Source organism: Acinetobacter sp. YH16032, assembly GCF_013417345.1.
In the GTDB taxonomy this organism is placed as follows: Bacteria; Pseudomonadota; Gammaproteobacteria; order Pseudomonadales; family Moraxellaceae; genus Acinetobacter.
Map to the genome: position 1 here is coordinate 71,892 of NZ_VPEE01000012.1, position 21,201 is coordinate 93,092.

Consider the following 21,201-nt stretch of genomic DNA (forward strand, 5'->3'; position numbering starts at 1 on the left):
GAAACCTCCTGAAATCAAGTCGGACGAAGCTTCTTTAAGAAGCTTCTTTCTCTAACCCTTCGTGAGGTAAGTTGCCAATTGGGCACTCTGCAACGCCAATGGTTGAACGCGTAAACTGCTCAACATTTTCCTGTGCTTTTTGTGCGTCTAAGACCCATGTTTTGTAGAAGTCGAATGGACAATCGGCAACCCCTTTATCACCATCACCATTGTTGTATACGCCTGTGTAACCACGGTGTAGCAGCTTGAACAAGTGGTTTTGTGATTGATCGTATTTACGTGCATCACGTATTTCTGTGAGTGATAACTGTGCGTATTGGATACCATTTTCTTCCGTACCACATTCACCTAATGTACGTCCGTCAAAGCCGACCACTGCCGAATGTCCAAAGTAGGTATACACCCCATCAAATCCAGTACAATTGGCAACAGCGACATAAACGTTATTTGCCCAAGCCATACATTTGGCCATATTGATTTGCTGTTCATCAGCCGGGTACATATAACCTTGGCATCGCACCACAAGTTCAGCACCTTTCATCGCACAGTCGCGCCAAATTTCAGGGTAATTGCCGTCGTCACAGATAATGAGTGACATCTTGATGCCCTTAGGGCCTTCTGTCACATAAGTCGTATCTCCAGGGCACCAGCCTTCAATTGGGCACCATGGAATAATCTTGCGATATTTTTGAACGATTTCACCTTTGTTATTGATGAGCACTAAGGTGTTATATGGCACTTTATGCGGGTGTTCTTCGTGCTGTTCCCCAGTAATTGAGAATACGCCCCAAACATTTGCTTCAATACAAGCTTGAGAGAAAATTGCCGTTTCATCACCTGGGATTGTGGCTGCCGTTGCCATCATTTCATCATGATCATACATAATGCCCATGGTGCTGTATTCAGGAAAAACAATGAGATCCATACCTGGAATACCTTGTTTAATTCCTTTCAACATTTCAGCAATTTTTTTTGCATTCTCAAGTACTTCTGCTTTGGTGTGCAAGCGTGGAATTTTATAGTTCACTACTGCTACACCTACTGTATTTGGACTACTTGAGATATCACCGTGACGCATTCAACTTACTCCCCATATCTTTAAAATTAAAATCTATGTAAGGAGTTTCTCGTGAAATTGATCGATGCAAAATACGGTGAATTGCGTATATGAAGCGATATTTTGAATGAGTCTTTAGATCGAAATAACAATACCACTCCAACAAATGGTCAAAAAAAATCCCCCGAAAAATCGAGGGAGATGCCAAATTAAGAATTGATGAGATGACGTGCTTTAAACTGAAAGATATTTGCTAATGGTCGCTTCATCGACATTCGCTCTGACATCTTCATAAGCAAAACGGCCTTTATCGATGACCAAGAAGCGATCTGCCATCGCCATAGTAAAGCTCAGTACTTGCTCGGAGACCACGATAGTGAGGTCTCGTTGATCGCGAATTTCTTTTAGCGTTTTCGCAATATCTTTAATAATCGAGGGCTGGATTCCCTCGGTAGGTTCATCGAGCAGCAATACTTTGGGATTGGTGGCGAGTGCACGTGCAATTGCCAATTGTTGCTGTTGTCCACCAGATAAATTTCCCCCTTTGCGTTTACGCATATCCCAAAGTACAGGGAAAAGCTCATACAGATCGTCAGGTACTTTGCCATGGGCAGACGCAGGGAGACCTGTTTGAATATTCTCTAGAACAGACATGGTTGAGAAAATCATACGACCTTGAGGAACATAAGCAACACCATTTTCCACACGTTGATACGGGTCAAGCTTTTCTAAGTTTTTACCATCGAGCTTGATTTCGCCTTGAGTATTTTTAATATCACCGATAAGGGTTTTAAACAGTGTGGTTTTTCCCATCCCATTTCGCCCCATAATCGCCACAATTTCTTTGGGTTGAATTTTAAGTTCTAGATCATGAATGACTTGGCTTTGTTTATAACCTGAACACAAAGAACTAATTTCTAATAATCCGCTCATAAGGCCTCCTTAGTGTCCGAGATAGACTTCAATGACTTTTGGATCACTTTGTACATCATCCATTTTTCCTGCTGCGAGGATTTTCCCTTGGTGCAATACTGTCACTTTATCTGCAATGGTTTTTACAAACTCCATATCGTGCTCAATCACGAGGACTGAGCGTCCTTTACTGATTTCACGAAGCAGTTGTGCTGTCTGTTCGCGCTCAGAAACACTCATGCCTGCCACAGGTTCATCCAGCATTAACAACTCGGGGTCTTGCATAAGCAACATCCCTATTTCAAGCCATTGTTTTTGTCCATGAGACAATAGGCCTGCGGAGGTGTGTAATAAATCAGTGAGGAAAATTTTTGAAGCGACTTCTTGGATACGCTCTTCGACATCTTTGGTTCGCTTAAAGAACAAAGCCCCAAACACATTACGACCACGTGGGAAAGACATTTCGAGGTTGTCATAGACTGAAAGGTTTTCGTAAATATTGGGATTTTGAAATTTACGACCGACACCTTTACGAACGATTTCGAACTCTTTAAGCTTAGTCAGTTCAATATCATTAAATTTGATCGTGCCAGAAGTTGCTTTAGTTTTACCGCAAATCAAATCTAACACTGTTGTTTTACCTGCACCATTAGGGCCGATCACCACGTGAACTTCGTTTTTATCGAGATAGAAGTTGAGATCGCTGACGGCTTTAAAGCCGTCAAACGAGACTGTGAGATCTTCAATTACAAGTACAGGTTTTGCCATTTCTACGCCGACTTTACTCATTTCACACCTCCTTCTACTTCAATATTGCTATCTTTTTTGGACTCCGTGGGTTGATGGGGGATAGGCGAAGCCGTTGTTTTTTTATCTTTGAAGATAAGTCGGCGAACATATTTTTCATATAGGCCAGCTAAACCATTCGGTAAGAACATCACAACGCCTATGAACAATGCACCAAGGAAGTACAACCATACTTCAGGGAATGCTTCAGAGAAGTAAGTTTTACCAAGGTTAACTAAAACTGCACCATATACAGCTCCAATCAGTGATAAACGTCCGCCTACTGCAGCCAAGATCACCATTTCAATAGATGGGACGATGCCAATAATCGTAGGTGACATGAAGCCGACTTGCAGCGTAAACATTGCCCCACCGACGGAAGAAACGACTGCCGCAAAGCAGAAGATAAAGACTTTGTACATTGAAACGTCATAGCCAGAAAAACGTACACGTTCTTCTTTTTCACGCATTGCAGAAAGTAAGCGACCTAACTTTGAGCTGAGAACAAAGCGACTGATCATGATGACTGCGATGAGTAACAATGCATTGATGTAATACAAAACGTACTTTGCTTCATCCGTACGGATGTCCCAGCCATGTAATGTTTTGAGATCAGTAATACCGTTGATACCACCAGTAAAGCCTTGTTGACCAATAATCAAAATTGTCAAAATCGCCACAATCGCTTGCATGATGATAGAGAAATACACGTCTCCTACACGACGAGTAAACATTGCAAAACCAATAATAAAAGCCAATAAAATTGGAATAATTACAATCGCGAATAGGGTAAATGTGAAACTATGGAATGGTTCCCAGAACATTGGTAGGCTGGTAATTTGGTTCCAGTCCATAAAATCAGGAATACCGGGTGTGGTTTGAGCTGCTGTGGATTGCATGTCAGAAGCTTCAAGTTTGAGGAACATGGCCATACAGTAGCCACCGATCCCAAAGAAAATACCCTGACCTAAACTTAAAATGCCGCCGTAACCCCAGCACAGCACTAAACCAATCGCGACAAAAGCAAACGTAAGATATTTACCCATTAAATTGAGACGGAAAACATCTAAAAACATGGGCATTACAAATAGGATCAGTACTGCCAATATAGCCAGTCCAATCGTACCTTCTTTACCGCCTAACAAGGCATTCATTGGATTACTCATATCAATCTCTCCTGAATACCTATTTACGAACTTTGATTGAGAACAAACCTTGAGGACGTAACATCAAAATGATGATGACCGTCGCTAAGGTAATGACTTTGGCAACAGAGCCTGAAAGGAAGAATTCTAGGACTGACTGGGCTTGTGCAATACTGAAAGCCGAAGCGATAGTGCCTAATAGACTTGCAGCTCCACCAAACACCACAACCAAGAACGTGTCTACGATATAGAGAGAGCCTGCAGTTGGACCAGTTGAGCCAATTGTTGTAAATGCCGCACCAGCAATACCGGCCAAACCACAACCTAATGCGAATGTTAGACTGTCCACACGCTTTGTATTAATACCAACGGCACCACTCATGAAACGGTTTTGGTTTGTCGCACGAAGCTGTAAGCCCCAGCGAGAACGATAGATGAGGAAATATACGAAAGCGGTCACGGTGAGTGTGACACCGACAAGGAATAAGCCATTAATAGGAATATCAATCGTCTCTGTCGGTTGATAAGAGCCCATAAGCCAATCAGGTAGTGTTGGACTCACTTCTTTGGGACCAAATGTAGAGCGAAACACTTGTTGCATGATTAAGCTCAAGCCCCAAGTTGCAAGCAAAGTATCGAGTGGCCGCTGATAAAGCCGACTAATCATGAGCCGTTCGACCATATAGCCGATAATGCCTGCTGTCAGAAAAGCTGCCACAATCGCTACAATAAAATAATAGGGAAGCAATTGAGGAAAATAGCTTTCAGTCAGGGTTGAAATGACAAATGTGGTATACGCGCCTATTGTGAGGAATTCACCATGTGCCATATTGATGACACCCATTTGCCCAAAAATAATTGCAAGGCCCAGTGCCATTAACAACAGCACACAGAAAACAGAAAGACCATTAAAGCCTTGCATCGCAAATATTGCACCGAAGTCAGCTAAAGATAAATCCATCGCCTCATCCTCCAAGCTTTAAATAATAGGTTTGAAATGAAAAGATCAGGAGAGGTCTCTCCTGATCATGTGCTGTCGATTAGTAGCCTTTAGGGAATGGATTAGGCTTGATTAAACCTTTTGATTCGTAGACCACTTTGAATTGACCATTGGTTTGCACTTGTGCAATACGTGATTTGCTCCATAAATGATGATTGGCATCAATTTTCACGTAACCTTCAGGCGCATTTTTCATTTCGATGCCTGGAGAGGCTTTGGTAACTTTGGCAACATCAAAACTACCAGCTTTTTCAACTGCGGCTTTCCATAACCACGGACCAAGATAAGCGGCTTGAGTCACATCACCAATTACTGCTTTAGGACCGTATTTCGCTTTAAATGCTTTTACGAAAGCTGCGTTACTTGGATTATTTAGACTTTGGAAATATTTCATTGAAGAGTAGAAGCCCTTCATATTTTCGCCACCAATACCCAGTAATTCATCTTCTGTCACAGAGAAGGTGAGCAGTGTTTGCTTATCGCCAGTCACGCCTGCAGCTTTCATTTGCTTGTAGAATGAAACGTTTGATCCACCTACCACGGCAGCGACAATTGCATCTGGTTTACGAAGTTTGGTTTTGTTAATTAAAGAACCAAATTGCGTATGGCCAAGCGGGTAGTATTCTTCACCGACGACTTTACCTTTCAACACTTTTTCAATGTGTGTACGGGCAATTTTCATGGTGGTACGTGGCCAAATATAGTCAGAACCGATTAAATAGAATGTTTTGGCTTTTTTCTCACGTGCAAGCCAATTCAGAGACTCAAGCACCTGTTGTGTAGCTTCTTGACCGGTATAAATCACATTTTTAGATTGTTCTAGACCTTCATAGAATGTTGGGTAATACAGAAGCGAATTATTTCGTTCAATAATAGGTAATACGGCTTTACGAGAAGCTGAAGTCCAGCAACCAAAAATTGCTGCAACACGATCCTTTTCAGTTAATTTTCGGGCTTTCTCAGCGAAAGTTGGCCAGTCAGATGCACCATCTTCTTGAACAATTTTAATCTGACGACCTAATACACCACCTTGTTTGTTGATCTGCTCAATGGCTAAGCGTTCTGCTTGGATGGCCCCTGTTTCAGAGATTGCCATCGTTCCCGTCGCTGAATGAAGCTGACCGACATAGACGAATTTATCATTTACGTTAAGTTTGGTTGTATTTACTTTTGCTGTCGCTGGAGCACTCGCAGTGGTCAAGACAGGTGCCAGTAAAAAAGGAACAGCGAGTAGTCCTGCGAGTAAGCCAGATGTTTTAACTTTACATTTTAAGGTCATTGGTGTTCCCCTGATGAAGTTGATAAGGCCATTGCGCGATTTATTGTTTGCGCTTGCTATGGACTTAAGCCTAAGGGGTGTTAAAAAATGAGCATATACGTCACTTTACGTATATCGATGTTCCTCAAAATGTTTTTTGATGAAAGTTAAGCTGGGCATAGATTTTGCTAACTGTAAGGGTCTATTTAAATTGCCTAGCTTTATGGTTTCATCTAGCAATACTCCTCAAGCACCGCAACGGGTGATTCATACACGCCGTAAATACAATACTTGGGTGGTTGATGAGAGTATTGAAGACTATGCACTACGCTACGCACCGAGGTCAGTAAGACGGTGGTCCCTTTGGACGGTGACCAATACAGCGCTTGCAGCAGTCAGTTTTCTAGCGATGGAAGCGCTTGGTGCAACCATGTTATGGCAATACGGCTTTAGCAATGCATTCTGGGCCTTAGTGGTCGTTTCAATCATTATCTTTTTGACCAGTTGGCCTATTGGATATTACGCGGCCAAATACAATGTTGATATTGACCTACTTACACGGGGCGCAGGCTTTGGCTATATCGGCTCATCTATAACTTCAGTCATTTACGCCAGTTTTACTTTCATCTTCTTTGCTTTTGAAGCCGCTATCATGGCTTTGGCGCTTGAGCTTGGTTTAGGTGTGCCGCTGAGTCTAGGTTATTTAATTTCTGCGCTTATTATTCTGCCCCTAGTGATCAAAGGCATAGGATTTATTAATAAAGTACAAGCGTTTACCCAACCATTATGGATTTTTTTATTATTACTACCATGGTGCTTTGTTTTGGTGAAGCATCCGACTCTGCTCTCTGAAGTTGCCCTAATAGAAGGCGCGCAAAGTCAAAGTGCAGGATTCAATTTGGCTTTTTTTGGCGCATCTTGCACTGTTTTGTTTGCGCTGATTACGCAGATTGGTGAACAAGCTGATTATTTAAGATTTTTGCCAGACAAAAAAAATGCTCAAAAGAAATGGAATTGGGCGGTATTTTTAGGCGGTCCTGCATGGATATTGGTGGGATTCATTAAAATTTTTATGGGCATGATTTTAATGGTACTCGCCCTTAAATTTATGGTACCGAATCATGAGTTAAGCAATCCGAATTATCTATATTGGATCGCCTACCAACAAGTGATTGAGCATCCTGGTGCTGCATTATTTCTTACAGTCATGTTTGTGTGTATCGCACAGTTAAAGATCAACGTAACCAACGCTTATGCTGGCTCATTGGCATGGTCTAATTTCTTTGCACGCTTAACACACAGTCATCCCGGACGTGTGGTTTGGTTAGTGTTCAATATTTTTATTGCGCTATTGTTGATGGAGCTAGGTGTCATCCATGCGGTGGAGCGTGTATTGGGGCTTTATAGTAATGTGGCCTTGGCATGGGTGGGAGCCATCGTTGCTGATCTCATCATTTGTAAGCCATTGGGGCTGAGCCCGAAAGGAATTGAGTTTAGGCGTGCCTATCTCTATGACATTAATCCAGTCGGTGTTGGCAGTTTATGTATTGCATCCTTGTTGTCGATTTTATGCTACTGGGGATTATTTGGTGATATCGCAAAATCCTTAGCAGGATTTATTGCTTTAGGTTCAGCTATCGTCTGTGTCCCAATGCTTGCTTATTTTACTCGTGGCAAATACTACATCGCACGTCATGAAGATAAATCATTAAAACCAATAGAGACACAACGATGTGTGGTTTGTGAGCATGAGTATGAAATGGCTGACATGGCGATTTGTCCTGCTTATAACAATATGATTTGTTCTTTATGCTGTACCTTAGAAGCTCGTTGCCATGATTTATGTAAGCCTCATGCACGGTGGTCTGCACAACTTAAGCATTTTGCAGTTTGGTTTCTACCGCGCCAATGGTTGAGATACATCAATACTAGATTGAGTCTTTATATTTTGATGATCTTTGTTCTGAGTGTGGTATTGGCAGTCAGTTTAAGTCTGGTTTATTTACAAGAACTGAGTAAATTCGGCACAGTATTTGGATCAACTCAACAGCATGAGTTGCTGATGCTATTTGTGAAAATTTATGCCGTATTATTTTTACTGTTATGTGTTGCAGCATGGTGGTTGGTGCTCAATGATGAAAGTCGCCGACAAGCTCAGCTTGAAAGTAATATGCAAACACAACTGCTCATGGACGAAATTGAAGCGCATAAAATTACAGATCGGCAATTACAAGATGCACGAACTCAAGCTGAAAAAGCCAATGAGGCCAAAAGTCGTTATGTTGTTGGAATTAGTCATGAACTGAGAACACCTCTAAATAGTATTTTAGGATATAGCCAGTTACTCAATAAACAAGAACAACTCTCTGAACAAGGAAAAGCTGCGCTGGGCGTGATTCGTCGTAGTGGGCAGCATTTAACGTCCTTGATTGATGGTTTACTTGATCTTGCAAGGATTGAAACAGGTAAAATTTCTTTAGAAATGTCGAATATTGAATTTCCGAAGTTTCTCCAACAAATCGTGAATATGTTTGAGCCACAATTCCAACAAAAACAACTGAAATTTACGGTCGAAATTAGTGAAAAAATACCACAATACGTACGTATAGATAAAAAAAGACTTGAACAGATCCTTATCAATTTAATGGGAAATGCTTTGAAATTTACCCTCGAAGGAGAGGTGAAATTTCGAGTGAATTATCGCTTTCAGACGGCATATTTTGAAATTCATGATACGGGATGCGGAATTGCTGAAGCAGATCTAGAGCGAATATTCCAGCCTTTTGAGCGCGGACAAAATGTCGTACAAGGTAGCTTTGCTGGAACAGGTTTGGGTTTACCAATTGTTAAACTATTGGTGGATATTCTCGGTGGGGAGTTAAAGGTAAGCAGTACGTTAAAAAACGGTTCTATTTTTAAAATAAAACTATATTTACCTTCAAAGTCGGTCATTCATCCGATTGCTGATGTCGCATCGAATACGGTATTTGGCTATACGGGACATCGCCGTAAAATATTGGTCGTAGACAATGAAGCAACTGATCGTGGACTAGTTTTAAATTTCCTTAAACCTCTCGGCTTTATTCTTGAAGAAGCAGAATCGGGATTGCAATGTCTGAGAAAAGTCCCTGAATTTCGACCAGATTTAATTTTAATGGATTTGAGTATGCCTTTGATGGGAGGGTGGGAAACTGCGAAATTATTGAGAAATAATAAAATGACCAATGTTCCCATCATCATTATTTCCGCAGATGCCAATGAACGAATGCAGAACCCTGAAACCGATGTATTGAATGAAGACTTTCTGGTCAAACCAGTGGACTTAAATCTGCTAATGAACAAAATTGGAGATAAATTAGGCTTGAACTGGGTTCATCAGAATGAGCCAACTCAAGTCGCAGAAGAACCTCAAAAACAGGTTGAACCCTTACACTATGATAGTAACGCTTTATCTGTCAGCGTGATTGATGAGGATGATGTAGCACCAGAACAAGCGCTAATCAAACTAGAAGATTATTTGAGTATTGGTTATATCCGTGGAGCCAAAGAGATGCTCGAAATTTGCAAGAAACGCAATGTCTGTGATCCTTCTATATGGCAACACATAGAATTTGATATTCAACGCTTCGATACCCAACGTGCATTACAACGATTACACGAGCACCTATCTGATATCAGATCTGATTTGGAAGGGAGTTAAGCTATGTTAGAAAGCATTTTAATTGTGGATGATATTCCTGAAAATCTAAGTTTATTACATGAGAGTCTTGATCAAGCAGGCTATCAGGTCTTAGTTGCCACCAATGGTTTTACTGCTATTGAAATTGCGCACCGTTCACAGCCAGATATGATTTTATTGGATGGGAGTATGCCTGAGATTGATGGTTTTGAAACCTGTATCCAGCTTAAAGCGAGTCCAATGACTGAGCACATCCCTGTCATATTTATGACGGGTTTGACGGAAACCGAACATATTGTAAAAGGCTTTCAAGTCGGGGGCGTAGATTATGTGACAAAGCCACTGAATATCGATGAAGTACAAGCACGTGTCAAAACGCATTTACTGCAAGCCCGTTTAATGCACCAACAGAAACAAATGCTCGATGCAACAGGCAGTGCAATTTTGTCGATGAATATGGATGGGGAAATTATTTGGCAGACACCTGTAGTGCAAGGTTTATTAACGCAACATGGAATTGATATTACTCATTTTAGAAAGAGTATAAATCATTGGTTAAAAGCACTTTTCCAGCAATCGTATCAAGAAGAAATGTTACATGGTCAATATGGTCATGGGCATCAGCAATTACAATTAAATTTATTGACCAAGCTGAAAGAAGGACAATTACCTAAACATGTTTTGGTTCAGATCAAAGAGCAAACACACATGCCAAGTGTTGAAGAGATCGCTCAAGCTTGTCCGAATTTAACACCACGTGAAGCTGAAGTTATGCATTGGGTAACGCTTGGCAAAACCAACCGAGATATTGCAGAAATTTTGGAGTTGAGTCCACGCACCGTCAATAAACATTTAGAGCACGTTTTTGAGAAGCTGTTTGTGGAAACGAGAACTGCTGCGGTGTTACATGTGATGTCAGCTTGTCAAAATCAAGCAGTCGTATAGAACTCATCGTTTCTAGCAAAATCTTTAAATCGCTATACCAGCTGATAGTGATCTTTCACTCTCCCTTCATTAACCTCTTTTTATCCTAAGATAAAAAGAGTAAATAAAATGAGTATGATCAATTCACTTCAAATCATAGACCAAATGTTTGAGGCATTTAGGTCTCAAGATTTACAGGCTGCTGTTGCAACAGTAACTGAGGATACGGTATGGATTCACCATGGCTCACAAAAACTGCCTTCAATTCGATTTGAAGGAAAAACGGGTGTAGAACAGTTCTTCAATACCAATTTCACAACCATGCATGTCGCATACTTTGATATTTTACGTATGGTCAAAGAAGGTAACAAAGTGGTGGTTTTTGGACGCGAAAAATTTACGATTGATGGTCAAGATGGTGAATTTGAGCAAAAATGGGTACAAGAGTACACCATTGAAAATGGACTAATTTCAAGAATGGAAGAATATGCGACATCGGTGAATGACAATGATTACCTGGTTGTAAAATAATAGTCAAAGATGGACATAAAATTAGATGGTCTCATGATCTGCATAACTGAGATGCATAAGCACCAGATTCAATGTGATATTTCAATTTGATCAAACTTAAACACGTCACAATTAGATCCACTGCCAATCCGATCCACCACCGCAAAATCACTCGGGCTTTCCAATGTTAAAAGTGGATGATGCCAAGTCCCTGCCCGATAGTTTACACCTTGAGAGCCATTGGTTATAAAAGCTTGTAGGTTTGAAATATCGGGCTGATCCGCATTTAAGTTTGGTGCAACCACTACTAAAAACTTTTGTCCCTGCATCGGGATAAAAGCTTGTGATCCATGAGGATGACGTTCAAGCATCGAAATTTTGAACGGAATATTGGTACTTTGAATATTTCGAAAAATACTAATCCCGGCTTTGGCATCGCCAATAATTTCAGTGGTCACTAAAGCATGATAGCGCTCTGTATGCGCATCGTTAATATGAAAATAATCATTTCCTTGGCAAGCAATGACGTCACCAAAAGGTGCAAAATTTTCGGAGGTTAAAGGTTGTAGGGTAATGGTATGCATCATAAAATTCGCTAAAAAGATACTGCATTTTCAATTTAGAATTGTGTCGAAAATGCAGTCAAAATAAGATCACTTTAAAAGTAACAAATGCTCAACTAAGGATTTACTTTACCCCAGAGGCGTATACGGCTAATCCCTCCATCAGGAATCATATTCACCCGAATATGAGAAATTTTTTCGTGTCCCAATACTTCATTTACAAAGTTATGAATGTGATCCATTTGCATTGGTTGAGCATCTAATAAGAAAGGCCAAAACATACTTTGTGGAATCAATTGAGGATCCGTTGCATCTTCTATATAAATGGCTTGAATGGACACTTCAGCAGGATAATTTCCTTTAAAGTGGGCTGTATCAATCTCGATCTTTTCAATGTGACCAGCTTGCCCTAAAGCTAAAATACACCAGTCGAAACCGGGTGCACGACGGCGTGCGGTTTCCCAACCATCACCCATATTAATCCCACGTCCTGGATTGATCAGATTACGTGGATGTCCGAAGTGTGCATCACTATAGGCAATAACACGTCCACCATTTTCAAGTGCAAGCAGGTCGAGGGTTTGGCTTTGATCCTGGATTCGAACGCTGACTTCACCATATACGCGGAATCGTGCGATACCCCCATCTGGAAAAATATTTAAACGAAGATGGGTAAAGATCTGATTCATTGAAACTTCAAAGACATGGTGCTGACTTGGTCCCAATATACTATTTGGTAAAATTTGGTGCCATTCAGCATCATCTAAGTTTTCATTTGGTGCATAACACCCTTCTACTGAAGCAGAAGCGGGATAATTACCACTAAAAAAAGTGGTATCAATATCGAGTGCTTTAATTTTACCTGCAACACCTAACTGAACAATCGCCCAATCATAACCACTGTGACGTTTACGACGGGTTTCCCATCCATCCATCCACTTGCCATGATCATCAAATTTACCTTCTACAAAGATAGGCGCATCAAACTGAAGCATACGTTGAGCTTCAGCAAAAAAATCATCAGAACATGTTGTGACTTTTGCACCAATTCGGGCATCTGCAAGGTTAGTAAGTTGCTGTAAAGGAGTAGGGATTTCAAATTCCGGTGCCAATAGTGTTGCCATGTCATCTTCCATTATTGCTTTAAAACTTGATTCTTATCAAAAGAATGCATTCTTTGAATCGTAATGCGTTGTTATGTCGCATCTGCTTAAGGGCTTTAAAAAGAATGCACAGCATGTGCCAACCTTGCACTTATGTAGCGCTCTATTGGTGGAAATGGCACGTTTTTCGCTTTAAGCAGTGGGTTAAAGCAAAAAAAAATTGTGGAAGTAAAAATGAATATCACCATTATTGGTGCCGGAATGGCAGGATTAACGACCGGAATTGCGCTGAAGAAATTTGGTCATCAAGTTTCAATATATGAACAAACTGAAAAAATTTTACCCGTGGGTGCTGCGATTTCATTGTGGTCAAATGGTGTGAAATGTTTGAACTATCTAGGACTCACGGATCAAGTCGCTCAACTTGGTGGGAAAATGGATCACCTTGCTTATGTCGATGGGCTCACGGGTGATGTCATGACGCAATTTAATTTATATCCGTTGATTGAAGAAGTTGGGCAGCGACCTTATCCAGTTTCTCGCGCTGAATTACAAAATATGTTGATGGATGAGTTTGGGCGTGAAGATATTCATCTTGCAAAAAAAATGATCGGACTTGAGGATCAAGGTGATGACGTCAAAATCCATTTTGCTGACGGAACAGAAATCACCACGGATTTATTGGTCGGCGCGGATGGCACTCATTCGATCACGCGTGCCTATGTTTTAGGTGAGCAAGTTGAGCGTCGTTATGCCGGTTATGTGAATTGGAATGGGTTGGTCGAAATTTCTGAGTCGCTGGCACCTGCTGATCAGTGGACCACCTTTGTGGGAGAAGGGAAGCGAGCTTCTTTAATGCCAGTCGCAGGTAATCGTTTTTATTTCTTCTTTGATGTACCACTTGAATTAGGTTTGGAAAATGATCGTACTCAATATAAAAAATTATTGAAACAATATTTTGACGGTTGGTGTCCGCCAGTACAAACTTTGATTGATTCTATTGATGAACAGCGAACCAATCGTGTTGAAATCCATGATATAGAACCATTTGCAGATTTCTATAAAGGGCGAGTTGTGATTGTTGGCGATGCAGCACATAGTACAACACCTGATATTGGGCAGGGCGGTTGCCAAGCGATGGAAGATGCCATTTATTTGGCTCGGGCATTACAGATTAATACATTGGGAATTCAGGATGCGTTAAGACGTTATCAAAACAAACGTAATGAACGCACTGCTGAAATGGTATTGAGAGCGCGTAAACGTTGTGATGTGACGCATATGAAAGACGAATCGATTACTCGTGAATGGTATGAGGACTTAAGAAAAGAACAAGGACCTCATATTATGAAAGGTATAATCAGTAATATTGTTGGAAATCCTTTGGATTAAAGATTTTAACTAAAAGGGCTAAATGCCCTTTTTAAGTATTTAGATTCAGTTGGAATAAGACGAGATTGCGCCAAGATCCAAATTTTTGTCCGACTTCTGGTAAATAGCCTGTTTGTTTAAAGCCAAAGTATTCATGTAATTTGATGGATGCAAAATTTTCATGATCTATAGCAGCGATCATGACATGAATTTTATGTTGGCTTGCGTGTTGAATTAAATGTTGGAGTAAAGCTTTACCTAAACCCAAACGTGTAAAATTGGGATGAATATACACAGAGTGTTCGACAGTTTGTCTAAAACCACTGATCGCTCTAAATGTACTATATTCAGCATAACCTGCAATTTGTTGGGTGAGTTCGTTTTCAACCACAAAAATAGGGAAATGATCTATTAGATGCTGACGATACCAATTCTGATAATAATAAATGTCTTGATCTTGCTCATTCCATGTTGCAAAACCATTCAGAATTTCATCGTTGTAAATATCTTGGATTTGAGTTAAATCCTGTTCAGTTGCGAAACGAATTTTAAAAGACATTTTTTATTCTAATCGTCAGTATTTATAACTTTATTTTGATTATTGAGCATAAAAAAAGCAAGACACTAGTCTTGCTTTTTTATTATAAATATCAATTAGAAATGATATTTAACCAATGCACTTACATCGTTTTGGTCTTGACCTTTTTGACCGAATTTATTGTTCCAGACAGAGTGTTCAACACCTACATACAATTTGGTTTTTGGAGAGATATGTTTACCAACATTCCATTTATATTGGCTTGTCCAGTTCAATTCACTCGCATGACCAGGACCTTCATTTGTAGACCAATCAAGGAATGCATCTGCCAAGAATTCTTCATTGCCTAGCTTGAATGGAACAGCGTAAGTGATCGTCATTTGGTAGTCATCTTCAGTCAAGTCATTGTCAACTCGATAGAAGTTAATATTTGCATATTGCGTGTAAGGAATATCTAAAGCAAAGCCTACGCCATACAAGAAGTTATTGAACTCAGTATTGTTGTTATAACCAGCGTTGTGTTCCCAAGTCGTTGCAATCAATACATCTTTGATTGGACCAACGCTTAGTTTTTGGCCAGAAACTTCACTTAAACTTAATCGTGGAGCTAATTCAAGATAAGTTGAATCACCATCCTTTCCGCCCCATTGTTGATCGACGAAAAAGAAAACATCCGAGTACTTAAGCTTTGCAGCATATTCAGCAGTGATGGTATAGCGTTCACCTTCTTGTTGAGAGAAAGGGTTTAGGTAGTTATCGCCATAAAGACCAGTTAGGCTGAAATCTTGCCAAACAATTGGACTTGCTTGAGTAAACGCTGCTGTAGAAGCTAATGCGCAAAGTGCTGCGATTTGATTAAGTTTCATAAAAGAATCCCCAGAGAAAGCGGTAACAGAATAACGATTCTTTTGCAAAAATAAAGCCAAAAGTGGATGAAAGGAAAAATTAATGCCCACGTATGCAGGCATTGATACAAAGATGGTTTAAATTAATGATGAGAATCAATTATTTGTTTACTTTTAATACTAATTTTCGGTCCAAATAATTTTAAGTGATTAAATAATATATTGAGGATTATCGCCATTAAGCAGGTTGAGCTAATACCCGAATGGAACAAGGTTTGGACCCATTTTGGGAAGTCGGAATAGAACGAATGGTCAATAATGGGTACCATTCCTGCAGCAATGGAAGTCGCGACAATAATTAAGTTTTTCTGATCGTTATAATCAATTTTTGCCAGTGTACGGATACCACTCGCGGCTACTGTACCAAATAAAACAAGGCCAGCACCCCCAAGTACAGGCACAGGAATCGCTGCAATAAAACGCCCCATCACTGGGAGTAATCCAAGTACGACCAGAATTATCCCGCCAGCAGCGACAACATAGCGACTTTTAATCCCTGTTATTGCAACTAAACCAACGTTTTGCGCAAACGCACTTTGCATAAATGAACCAAAGATCGGTGCTGCTGCACTTGATAACATATCTGCGCGTAGACCATCTGAAATACGTTTTGAATCTACATCGGTACCGATAATTTCACCGACTGCAATAATATCAGCTGTAGTCTCAGTCATAATCACGAGGGTAACAATGATCATGGAAAGTATTGCTGTAAACTCAAAGGTCGGCATACCAAATGCAAAGAAGCTAGGAACCTGTAACCAATGACCTTCCCCAACTTTGCTAAAATTACCAAAGCCAAACATAAATGCTAAGACAGTGCCAAGAATAATTGCCAGTAAAATTGAAAGGCGTCGAATTGTGGCACTGCCAGCCATATTCAATATTATGACAATTGCAAGCGTCGCTAACGCTAAACAAATATTTTCAGCACTTCCCCAATCAGGTGCACTTTTATTGCCGCCCATCATCCAACGCACAGCAACTGGCAGGAGTGATAAGCCTATGATTGTAATTACACAGCCTGTAACAACTGGGGGAAAAAATCGAATAATTTTAGAGAAGTAGGGCGCTAAGAAAAAACCTAAAAGGGATGCCACAATGACGGCACCATAGACTGCCTGTAATCCGCCACCTGTGGTGACAATTGCGACCATTGTGGCTACACCAGCAAAAGAGACACCCTGAACCAAGGGCAATTGTGCGCCAATATGTTTAACGCCTATGGTTTGTAAAATTGTCGCTAAGCCACCGACAAATAAAGCAGCAGCGATGAGTAGCCCAATTTCCATACCTGATAAGCCTGCAGCCGTACCCACGATCAGAGGAGGCGCTATAATGCCACCATACATGGTTAAAACATGTTGTAAGCCATAAGCAGCACTTTTACCAGCACCAAGATATTCATGTTCGGGTGATTGTTGTTGTTCGTGTGCAGTCATAATAAATCCCTCTATATTTTAAATTTGCGAGTGCTCAGCTGCCACGATAGGTGGAGTAGGCATAAGGGCTAATGAGCAAGGGAATGTGGTAATGTTGGTGAGCATCGTTTACTGAAAAATGAATGACGGCTTTAGGAAAAAAAGTTGGGATGTTCTGCGCTGAGAAATAAGCTTGTGTCATAAATTCGATGCTGTATTCAGCGACATCAATTTGATCGAGTCCAAAATCTGCTGCTGTCACACGTCCATCAGAATTGGTTTTGGCTATCGCTAATAACTCTCCAGATGCAGAAAAAAGCTTAACTTCAACATTACTTGCAGGACGTCCAAGGTGGGTATCTAAAATATGTGAGCTGATCATGCTTGAATTTCCTGTGAGAGGCGCAGTAAAGCAATTTCTAAAAGTTGGCGATGGACGATTCTTTTTTCAGTCTCAAAATCGTTTAGCAAGCGGTATTCCAATGCTGTCAGAATCTCTTCACTATTCAAACCAGAAGCTTTAATCAGAAAAATAAAACCGAATTTTTTTTCATAGGCCAAGTTGCCTTTATATAACGCATCTAGAATTTCTTGATCATGTGTGATGCGTGCTTGTTCACGCCTTGAAAAAGTTTGTTCTTGTTCTGATAATTCAAGTTTTGCTTTTCTTTCGCCAATCCTTGGGTGTGTATTTAGGGCTGCTAAAATTTCATCCCATGTCCATGTAATGGCATGTTGTTCAGCATACTTTAATAGTCCTTCTCGTGTGTCAAAAGGACCGTAATGAATGATTTCCTCGCCCCATCGTGGGATATGAACACATTGCAATAAAAATGCTTTCTGATGTTCAACAGATGTTTGATTAAATTCTGAAAGCAACACAATTCAAACCTATACATTGAAACTTTAGGCTTAAATTGCAATAACAATGCCAACGTAGATTTGGTGGAAAAAGTGACTGAAAAAAGATCAAAAGAGCACCTTATAAAGCACTCTTTTTCTCGTGAATGTGAAATTATGGTGCGAAATGATCGATCCAATGTTGCGCAATATCTCCACGACGACAAATCCAAACATGTTCATGAGATTGAACATAGTCTAAGAACTGTTGTAGTGCCTTGAAGCGTCCTGGGCGTCCTAAAAGACGGCAGTGCATCCCAATAGACATCATTTTTGGTGCAGTTTCCCCTTCGGCATACAAGACATCAAAGGCATCCTTTAGATATTGATAAAACTGTTCACCATGATTGAAGCCACCTGCTGAACTAAACTTCATGTCGTTGGTGTCCAGGGTATAAGGAATAATTAAATGCGGATGCTGCTCGCCATTGGGATGGGTGAGCTGTGTCCAAAAAGGTAAATCATCGCCGTAATAATCGCAGTCGTATTTGATTTGAGGAAATTCAGTTAAAAGTTGACGTGTGTTGGGACTATCTCGACCTGTGTACCAACCGATTGGGGCTTGTCCGAATAGCGTTTCAAGTACACAAATGGCTTGATCCATATGCTGCCTTTCGGTCTCAATATCCATATTCTGATAATGCAACCAACGTTGACCATGAGATACCACATCGTAATCCGCAGATTTAATTGCTTCGACCACATCTGGATGACGTGCCAAAGCCATTCCCACACCAAAAATAGTCATGGGTAATTGACGTTTCTTGAACTCATTATGAATACGCCAAAAACCGACTCTTGACCCATACTCATACATAGAATCCATTGACATATGCTTAGCATTAAAACTGGCAGCACCAACGATTTCAGATAAAAATTGCTCTGAACCTTGATCACCGTGCTCAATGTGGTTTTCACCACCTTCTTCATAATTTAAGACAAATTGCACTGCGATACGCGCTTGATTAGGCCAATGAGGATGAGGTGGATTCGCCCCATAACCTCTTAAGTCTCTGGAATAAGGTGCATTTTGAATCGAATCAATAAGCGCCTGTCCGCGTAAGTAAGTACTTGTCACAATGAGTAATCCTTTTATTAATTTTTTAAAATACCACTTGCATATTTTTGAGTTAGGCCCGATATTCAAAGTATAAGGACACGGTTCTGCAGACTCAAAAAGTGTTCATCATTCAATGTGGAGGGACGTATTCCAAACAGTAATTGAAGATGTTCGATGCAATTAGATTGCAAGCTACAAACGTGCCAAGATAAAAAGTTTTGCACAAAAATGATTCAGAAGAAGAGTGAGGATGATATTTATGAACATAGAAATCCGTACAGATAAGAATATTCAAAACAGTGAGCGATTAATTGATTATGTACGTGCAGAACTAAATACAGAGTTTCAACGCCATAGTGAAAGAATTACCCATTTTTCGGTTCATTTAAGTGATGAAAATGCCCATAAAGGCGGTGCAGACGATATTCAATGTATGATCGAAGCTCGCCCAGCTGGACTAAAACCAGTTGTGGTCAATCACAGAGGTCATAATATCGACACAGCGATTCATGGTGCGATTGACCGATTAAAGCGTAGTCTTGAACATGTATTCGAGAAAAAAGAGAACCCTCGTGGAGCGCCCATCCAACTGAAAGAAGATGAAGTGGATGTGGAATAGCAAAAAGCCCTTCGGGGCTTTTTTTTTTGAATAAAATTTTGAATGAACAGTTTTGATTTATTTAATTGAATAATGATCTGCATTATTAGGCATAATGTCGTTATAGATAAATAGTAGAGAAAGTAAATGCTAACAGCACATCAACAAGTGTTTTTACAGGCCTTAGAAGAATTAGACCTAGCACAGGTACAGCGCCTGTTAGCAGAAGGTTTAGATCCAAACTTTATCGCAGGAGAGAAAGGCCCTGCGGTTTCTGTGTGGTCAGACACTTTATTTCAATGGTGGGAAGAAATTTGTGAAGCGTATGAGCAAGGAAATGCGCTTTCAACAGAAGAAAAACAACAGAAATTACAAGTACATCTTGATATTCTAGATGCACTGATTGCAGCGAAAGCTAATTTCCATTTATGGGATGCAGAGGAATGTTACGGCCCACTTTGGGATGCTGCGAGTGCTGCATGTGTGCCTGCAGTTCAACGCTTACTTGATCATCAAGTTGATCCTAATACCAAAGATGAAGAGGGGAATACCATTCTGAGTTCAATTAGTGATTTATTTTTCGACTGCGATTTTGATACCATTGATTGGTCACAGGCTTTACCGGAAGAACGTGAGACACTCGAGTTATTACGTAGCCGTGGCGCAAAAATGACGAAAGAATTAAATTAATTTGGGTGCCCCATGACAAAATTAAAACAACTGAGCTTGATACTTTGCTCAACTGCGAGTGTAAGTGCGATGGCTGCAGATTTTGCCTTCGATCGACCTGGTACGAGTTTCAGCACAGGCATTACGCCCGTAGGTCAATTGGCATGGGAGCAGGGACTTCCAACTGCACAGTATGTTGAAAGTACTGAAAATGGTTTTAAAAATAAATCATTGCGACTCAATGCTGATGTCCTGTTGCGTACGGGATTGAGTAAGAATACTGAGCTTCAATTGGGTTGGGATGGCCCAGCGTGGGAGCGGACCCGAATCCAAAATCGAACTGATGACCATGATGGTTTAGGTGATGTTTCTGTTGGGATTAAGCATCACGTTGACTTACAAGATGATCAACTGAAAATGGCTATTTTGGCGCAAGCTAAAATCGCAACAGGAAATGATCGTTTTACTTATGTTGATGATATTTATACCTTGGGCTCATCTGTTGAGTATCAATATAACGATACTGTAACGACAGGAATAGGAATGTTCTATTCAGCTCAAAATAGTGATTGGTCTGTGACTGCTGTCCCGACAATTGGCTATAAAATCGTGGGTAATTTATCGGGCTATTCTGAAGCAGTATTTACCAAGAAAGAAAGCCAAGAGCGAGAGTATGGACTGGCATCTGGTTTAATCTATGCCTTGAATGATCGTGCGCAGTTAGATGCAAGCATCGGTCTAGACCTAAGTGGATCCGATCGAAGTTATCATGGTGGATTTGGTGTCTCATACTTATTCTAAA

21 protein-coding genes are annotated in these 21,201 nt (G+C 40.5%); 7 read left to right on the forward strand and 14 right to left on the reverse strand.

The annotated features are described in order from the left end of the window. Positions 1-34: 34 nt before the first annotated feature. The 6 genes from FTV32_RS08400 to urtA form a co-directional block, all read right to left on the reverse strand. Positions 35-1,078, reverse strand: coding sequence for an aliphatic amidase (locus FTV32_RS08400; protein WP_035264753.1), 1,044 nt, complete (start codon positions 1,076-1,078; stop codon positions 35-37). Between the two features lie 213 nt (positions 1,079-1,291). After that, positions 1,292-1,990 carry an urea ABC transporter ATP-binding subunit UrtE gene (urtE, locus tag FTV32_RS08405; RefSeq protein ID WP_035264750.1) on the reverse strand — a complete coding sequence of 233 codons (699 nt, stop codon included), beginning with the start codon at positions 1,988-1,990 and terminating at the stop codon, positions 1,292-1,294. Between the two features lie 9 nt (positions 1,991-1,999). Continuing rightward, positions 2,000-2,758: an urea ABC transporter ATP-binding protein UrtD gene (gene urtD / locus FTV32_RS08410; protein ID WP_092766538.1), complete on the reverse strand. Its 759-nt coding sequence runs from the start codon at positions 2,756-2,758 to the stop codon at positions 2,000-2,002. After that, positions 2,755-3,921 (reverse strand): urea ABC transporter permease subunit UrtC, encoded by a 1,167-nt coding sequence (gene urtC / locus FTV32_RS08415; RefSeq protein ID WP_180028393.1) that lies wholly within the window; start codon positions 3,919-3,921, stop codon positions 2,755-2,757. Before urtC ends, urtD begins: the two co-directional genes overlap by 4 nt. Positions 3,922-3,940: 19 nt before the next feature. Next, positions 3,941-4,861 carry an urea ABC transporter permease subunit UrtB gene (urtB, locus tag FTV32_RS08420; protein WP_092766536.1) on the reverse strand — a complete coding sequence of 307 codons (921 nt, stop codon included), beginning with the start codon at positions 4,859-4,861 and terminating at the stop codon, positions 3,941-3,943. 79 nt (positions 4,862-4,940) lie between these two features. Further along, on the reverse strand, positions 4,941-6,179 hold the full coding sequence (gene urtA / locus FTV32_RS08425; RefSeq protein WP_180028394.1) for an urea ABC transporter substrate-binding protein: 1,239 nt from the start codon (positions 6,177-6,179) through the stop codon (positions 4,941-4,943). A 202-nt stretch (positions 6,180-6,381) separates the two neighbouring features. Here urtA and FTV32_RS08430 point away from each other — a divergent pair, with 202 nt between their 5' ends. From FTV32_RS08430 to FTV32_RS08440, 3 genes are all read left to right on the forward strand, one after another. After that, positions 6,382-9,858: an ATP-binding protein gene (locus FTV32_RS08430; protein WP_180028403.1), complete on the forward strand. Its 3,477-nt coding sequence runs from the start codon at positions 6,382-6,384 to the stop codon at positions 9,856-9,858. Positions 9,859-9,861: 3 nt separating this feature from the next. Continuing rightward, positions 9,862-10,782, forward strand: a complete 921-nt coding sequence (locus FTV32_RS08435; RefSeq protein ID WP_180028395.1) for a response regulator transcription factor — start codon at positions 9,862-9,864, stop codon at positions 10,780-10,782. Between the two features lie 108 nt (positions 10,783-10,890). After that, the gene (locus tag FTV32_RS08440; RefSeq protein WP_218945362.1) at positions 10,891-11,292 is read left to right on the forward strand and encodes a nuclear transport factor 2 family protein; all 402 of its coding nucleotides are present in this window, start codon (positions 10,891-10,893) and stop codon (positions 11,290-11,292) included. 68 nt (positions 11,293-11,360) lie between these two features. On the opposite strand, the gene FTV32_RS08445 is transcribed toward FTV32_RS08440, so the two are convergent. Beyond that, on the reverse strand, positions 11,361-11,858 hold the full coding sequence (locus tag FTV32_RS08445) for an ureidoglycolate lyase (RefSeq protein WP_180028396.1): 498 nt from the start codon (positions 11,856-11,858) through the stop codon (positions 11,361-11,363). Between the two features lie 92 nt (positions 11,859-11,950). After that, positions 11,951-12,958, reverse strand: coding sequence for an allantoicase (gene alc / locus FTV32_RS08450; RefSeq protein WP_180028397.1), 1,008 nt, complete (start codon positions 12,956-12,958; stop codon positions 11,951-11,953). A 213-nt stretch (positions 12,959-13,171) separates the two neighbouring features. Between alc and hpxO the strand changes: the two genes are divergently transcribed. Further along, a complete protein-coding gene (gene hpxO, locus FTV32_RS08455; protein WP_180028398.1) occupies positions 13,172-14,329 on the forward strand; it encodes an FAD-dependent urate hydroxylase HpxO in 1,158 nt (385 codons plus the stop codon). Positions 14,330-14,360: 31 nt separating this feature from the next. Here the strand turns inward: hpxO and FTV32_RS08460 are convergent, their stop codons facing one another. From FTV32_RS08460 to puuE, 6 genes are all read right to left on the reverse strand, one after another. Beyond that, on the reverse strand, positions 14,361-14,867 hold the full coding sequence (locus FTV32_RS08460) for a GNAT family N-acetyltransferase (RefSeq protein WP_179999697.1): 507 nt from the start codon (positions 14,865-14,867) through the stop codon (positions 14,361-14,363). A 95-nt stretch (positions 14,868-14,962) separates the two neighbouring features. After that, positions 14,963-15,712, reverse strand: a complete 750-nt coding sequence (locus FTV32_RS08465; RefSeq protein WP_092766621.1) for an outer membrane protein OmpK — start codon at positions 15,710-15,712, stop codon at positions 14,963-14,965. A 122-nt stretch (positions 15,713-15,834) separates the two neighbouring features. Continuing rightward, positions 15,835-17,193, reverse strand: coding sequence for a nucleobase:cation symporter-2 family protein (locus tag FTV32_RS08470; RefSeq protein WP_180028399.1), 1,359 nt, complete (start codon positions 17,191-17,193; stop codon positions 15,835-15,837). 34 nt (positions 17,194-17,227) lie between these two features. Further along, positions 17,228-17,554 carry a hydroxyisourate hydrolase gene (uraH, locus tag FTV32_RS08475; RefSeq protein WP_035264724.1) on the reverse strand — a complete coding sequence of 109 codons (327 nt, stop codon included), beginning with the start codon at positions 17,552-17,554 and terminating at the stop codon, positions 17,228-17,230. Further along, positions 17,551-18,054 (reverse strand): 2-oxo-4-hydroxy-4-carboxy-5-ureidoimidazoline decarboxylase, encoded by a 504-nt coding sequence (gene uraD, locus FTV32_RS08480; protein WP_180028400.1) that lies wholly within the window; start codon positions 18,052-18,054, stop codon positions 17,551-17,553. Before uraD ends, uraH begins: the two co-directional genes overlap by 4 nt. A gap of 133 nt (positions 18,055-18,187) precedes the next feature. After that, positions 18,188-19,150, reverse strand: a complete 963-nt coding sequence (gene puuE, locus FTV32_RS08485) for an allantoinase PuuE (RefSeq protein ID WP_035264719.1) — start codon at positions 19,148-19,150, stop codon at positions 18,188-18,190. Between the two features lie 241 nt (positions 19,151-19,391). Between puuE and FTV32_RS08490 the strand changes: the two genes are divergently transcribed. From FTV32_RS08490 to FTV32_RS08500, 3 genes are all read left to right on the forward strand, one after another. After that, positions 19,392-19,751: an HPF/RaiA family ribosome-associated protein gene (locus tag FTV32_RS08490; RefSeq protein ID WP_035264715.1), complete on the forward strand. Its 360-nt coding sequence runs from the start codon at positions 19,392-19,394 to the stop codon at positions 19,749-19,751. Between the two features lie 126 nt (positions 19,752-19,877). Then, the gene (locus FTV32_RS08495; protein WP_035264700.1) at positions 19,878-20,420 is read left to right on the forward strand and encodes an ankyrin repeat domain-containing protein; all 543 of its coding nucleotides are present in this window, start codon (positions 19,878-19,880) and stop codon (positions 20,418-20,420) included. Between the two features lie 12 nt (positions 20,421-20,432). Continuing rightward, a complete protein-coding gene (locus FTV32_RS08500; protein WP_180028401.1) occupies positions 20,433-21,200 on the forward strand; it encodes a transporter in 768 nt (255 codons plus the stop codon). Position 21,201 lies beyond the last annotated feature (1 nt).

What these genes read in the sequence shown, in the direction of transcription:
- FTV32_RS08400 (WP_035264753.1), bottom strand. Translation starts at nt 1,078, where the DNA reads ATGCGTCACGGTGATATCTCAAGTAGTCCAAATACAGTAGGTGTAGCA.
- urtE (WP_035264750.1), bottom strand. Translation starts at nt 1,990, where the DNA reads ATGAGCGGATTATTAGAAATTAGTTCTTTGTGTTCAGGTTATAAACAA.
- urtD (WP_092766538.1), bottom strand. Translation starts at nt 2,758, where the DNA reads ATGAGTAAAGTCGGCGTAGAAATGGCAAAACCTGTACTTGTAATTGAA.
- urtC (WP_180028393.1), bottom strand. Translation starts at nt 3,921, where the DNA reads ATGAGTAATCCAATGAATGCCTTGTTAGGCGGTAAAGAAGGTACGATT.
- urtB (WP_092766536.1), bottom strand. Translation starts at nt 4,861, where the DNA reads ATGGATTTATCTTTAGCTGACTTCGGTGCAATATTTGCGATGCAAGGC.
- urtA (WP_180028394.1), bottom strand. Translation starts at nt 6,179, where the DNA reads ATGACCTTAAAATGTAAAGTTAAAACATCTGGCTTACTCGCAGGACTA.
- FTV32_RS08430 (WP_180028403.1), top strand. Translation starts at nt 6,382, where the DNA reads ATGGTTTCATCTAGCAATACTCCTCAAGCACCGCAACGGGTGATTCAT.
- FTV32_RS08435 (WP_180028395.1), top strand. Translation starts at nt 9,862, where the DNA reads ATGTTAGAAAGCATTTTAATTGTGGATGATATTCCTGAAAATCTAAGT.
- FTV32_RS08440 (WP_218945362.1), top strand. Translation starts at nt 10,891, where the DNA reads ATGAGTATGATCAATTCACTTCAAATCATAGACCAAATGTTTGAGGCA.
- FTV32_RS08445 (WP_180028396.1), bottom strand. Translation starts at nt 11,858, where the DNA reads ATGATGCATACCATTACCCTACAACCTTTAACCTCCGAAAATTTTGCA.
- alc (WP_180028397.1), bottom strand. Translation starts at nt 12,958, where the DNA reads ATGGCAACACTATTGGCACCGGAATTTGAAATCCCTACTCCTTTACAG.
- hpxO (WP_180028398.1), top strand. Translation starts at nt 13,172, where the DNA reads ATGAATATCACCATTATTGGTGCCGGAATGGCAGGATTAACGACCGGA.
- FTV32_RS08460 (WP_179999697.1), bottom strand. Translation starts at nt 14,867, where the DNA reads ATGTCTTTTAAAATTCGTTTCGCAACTGAACAGGATTTAACTCAAATC.
- FTV32_RS08465 (WP_092766621.1), bottom strand. Translation starts at nt 15,712, where the DNA reads ATGAAACTTAATCAAATCGCAGCACTTTGCGCATTAGCTTCTACAGCA.
- FTV32_RS08470 (WP_180028399.1), bottom strand. Translation starts at nt 17,193, where the DNA reads ATGACTGCACACGAACAACAACAATCACCCGAACATGAATATCTTGGT.
- uraH (WP_035264724.1), bottom strand. Translation starts at nt 17,554, where the DNA reads ATGATCAGCTCACATATTTTAGATACCCACCTTGGACGTCCTGCAAGT.
- FTV32_RS08490 (WP_035264715.1), top strand. Translation starts at nt 19,392, where the DNA reads ATGAACATAGAAATCCGTACAGATAAGAATATTCAAAACAGTGAGCGA.
- FTV32_RS08495 (WP_035264700.1), top strand. Translation starts at nt 19,878, where the DNA reads ATGCTAACAGCACATCAACAAGTGTTTTTACAGGCCTTAGAAGAATTA.
- FTV32_RS08500 (WP_180028401.1), top strand. Translation starts at nt 20,433, where the DNA reads ATGACAAAATTAAAACAACTGAGCTTGATACTTTGCTCAACTGCGAGT.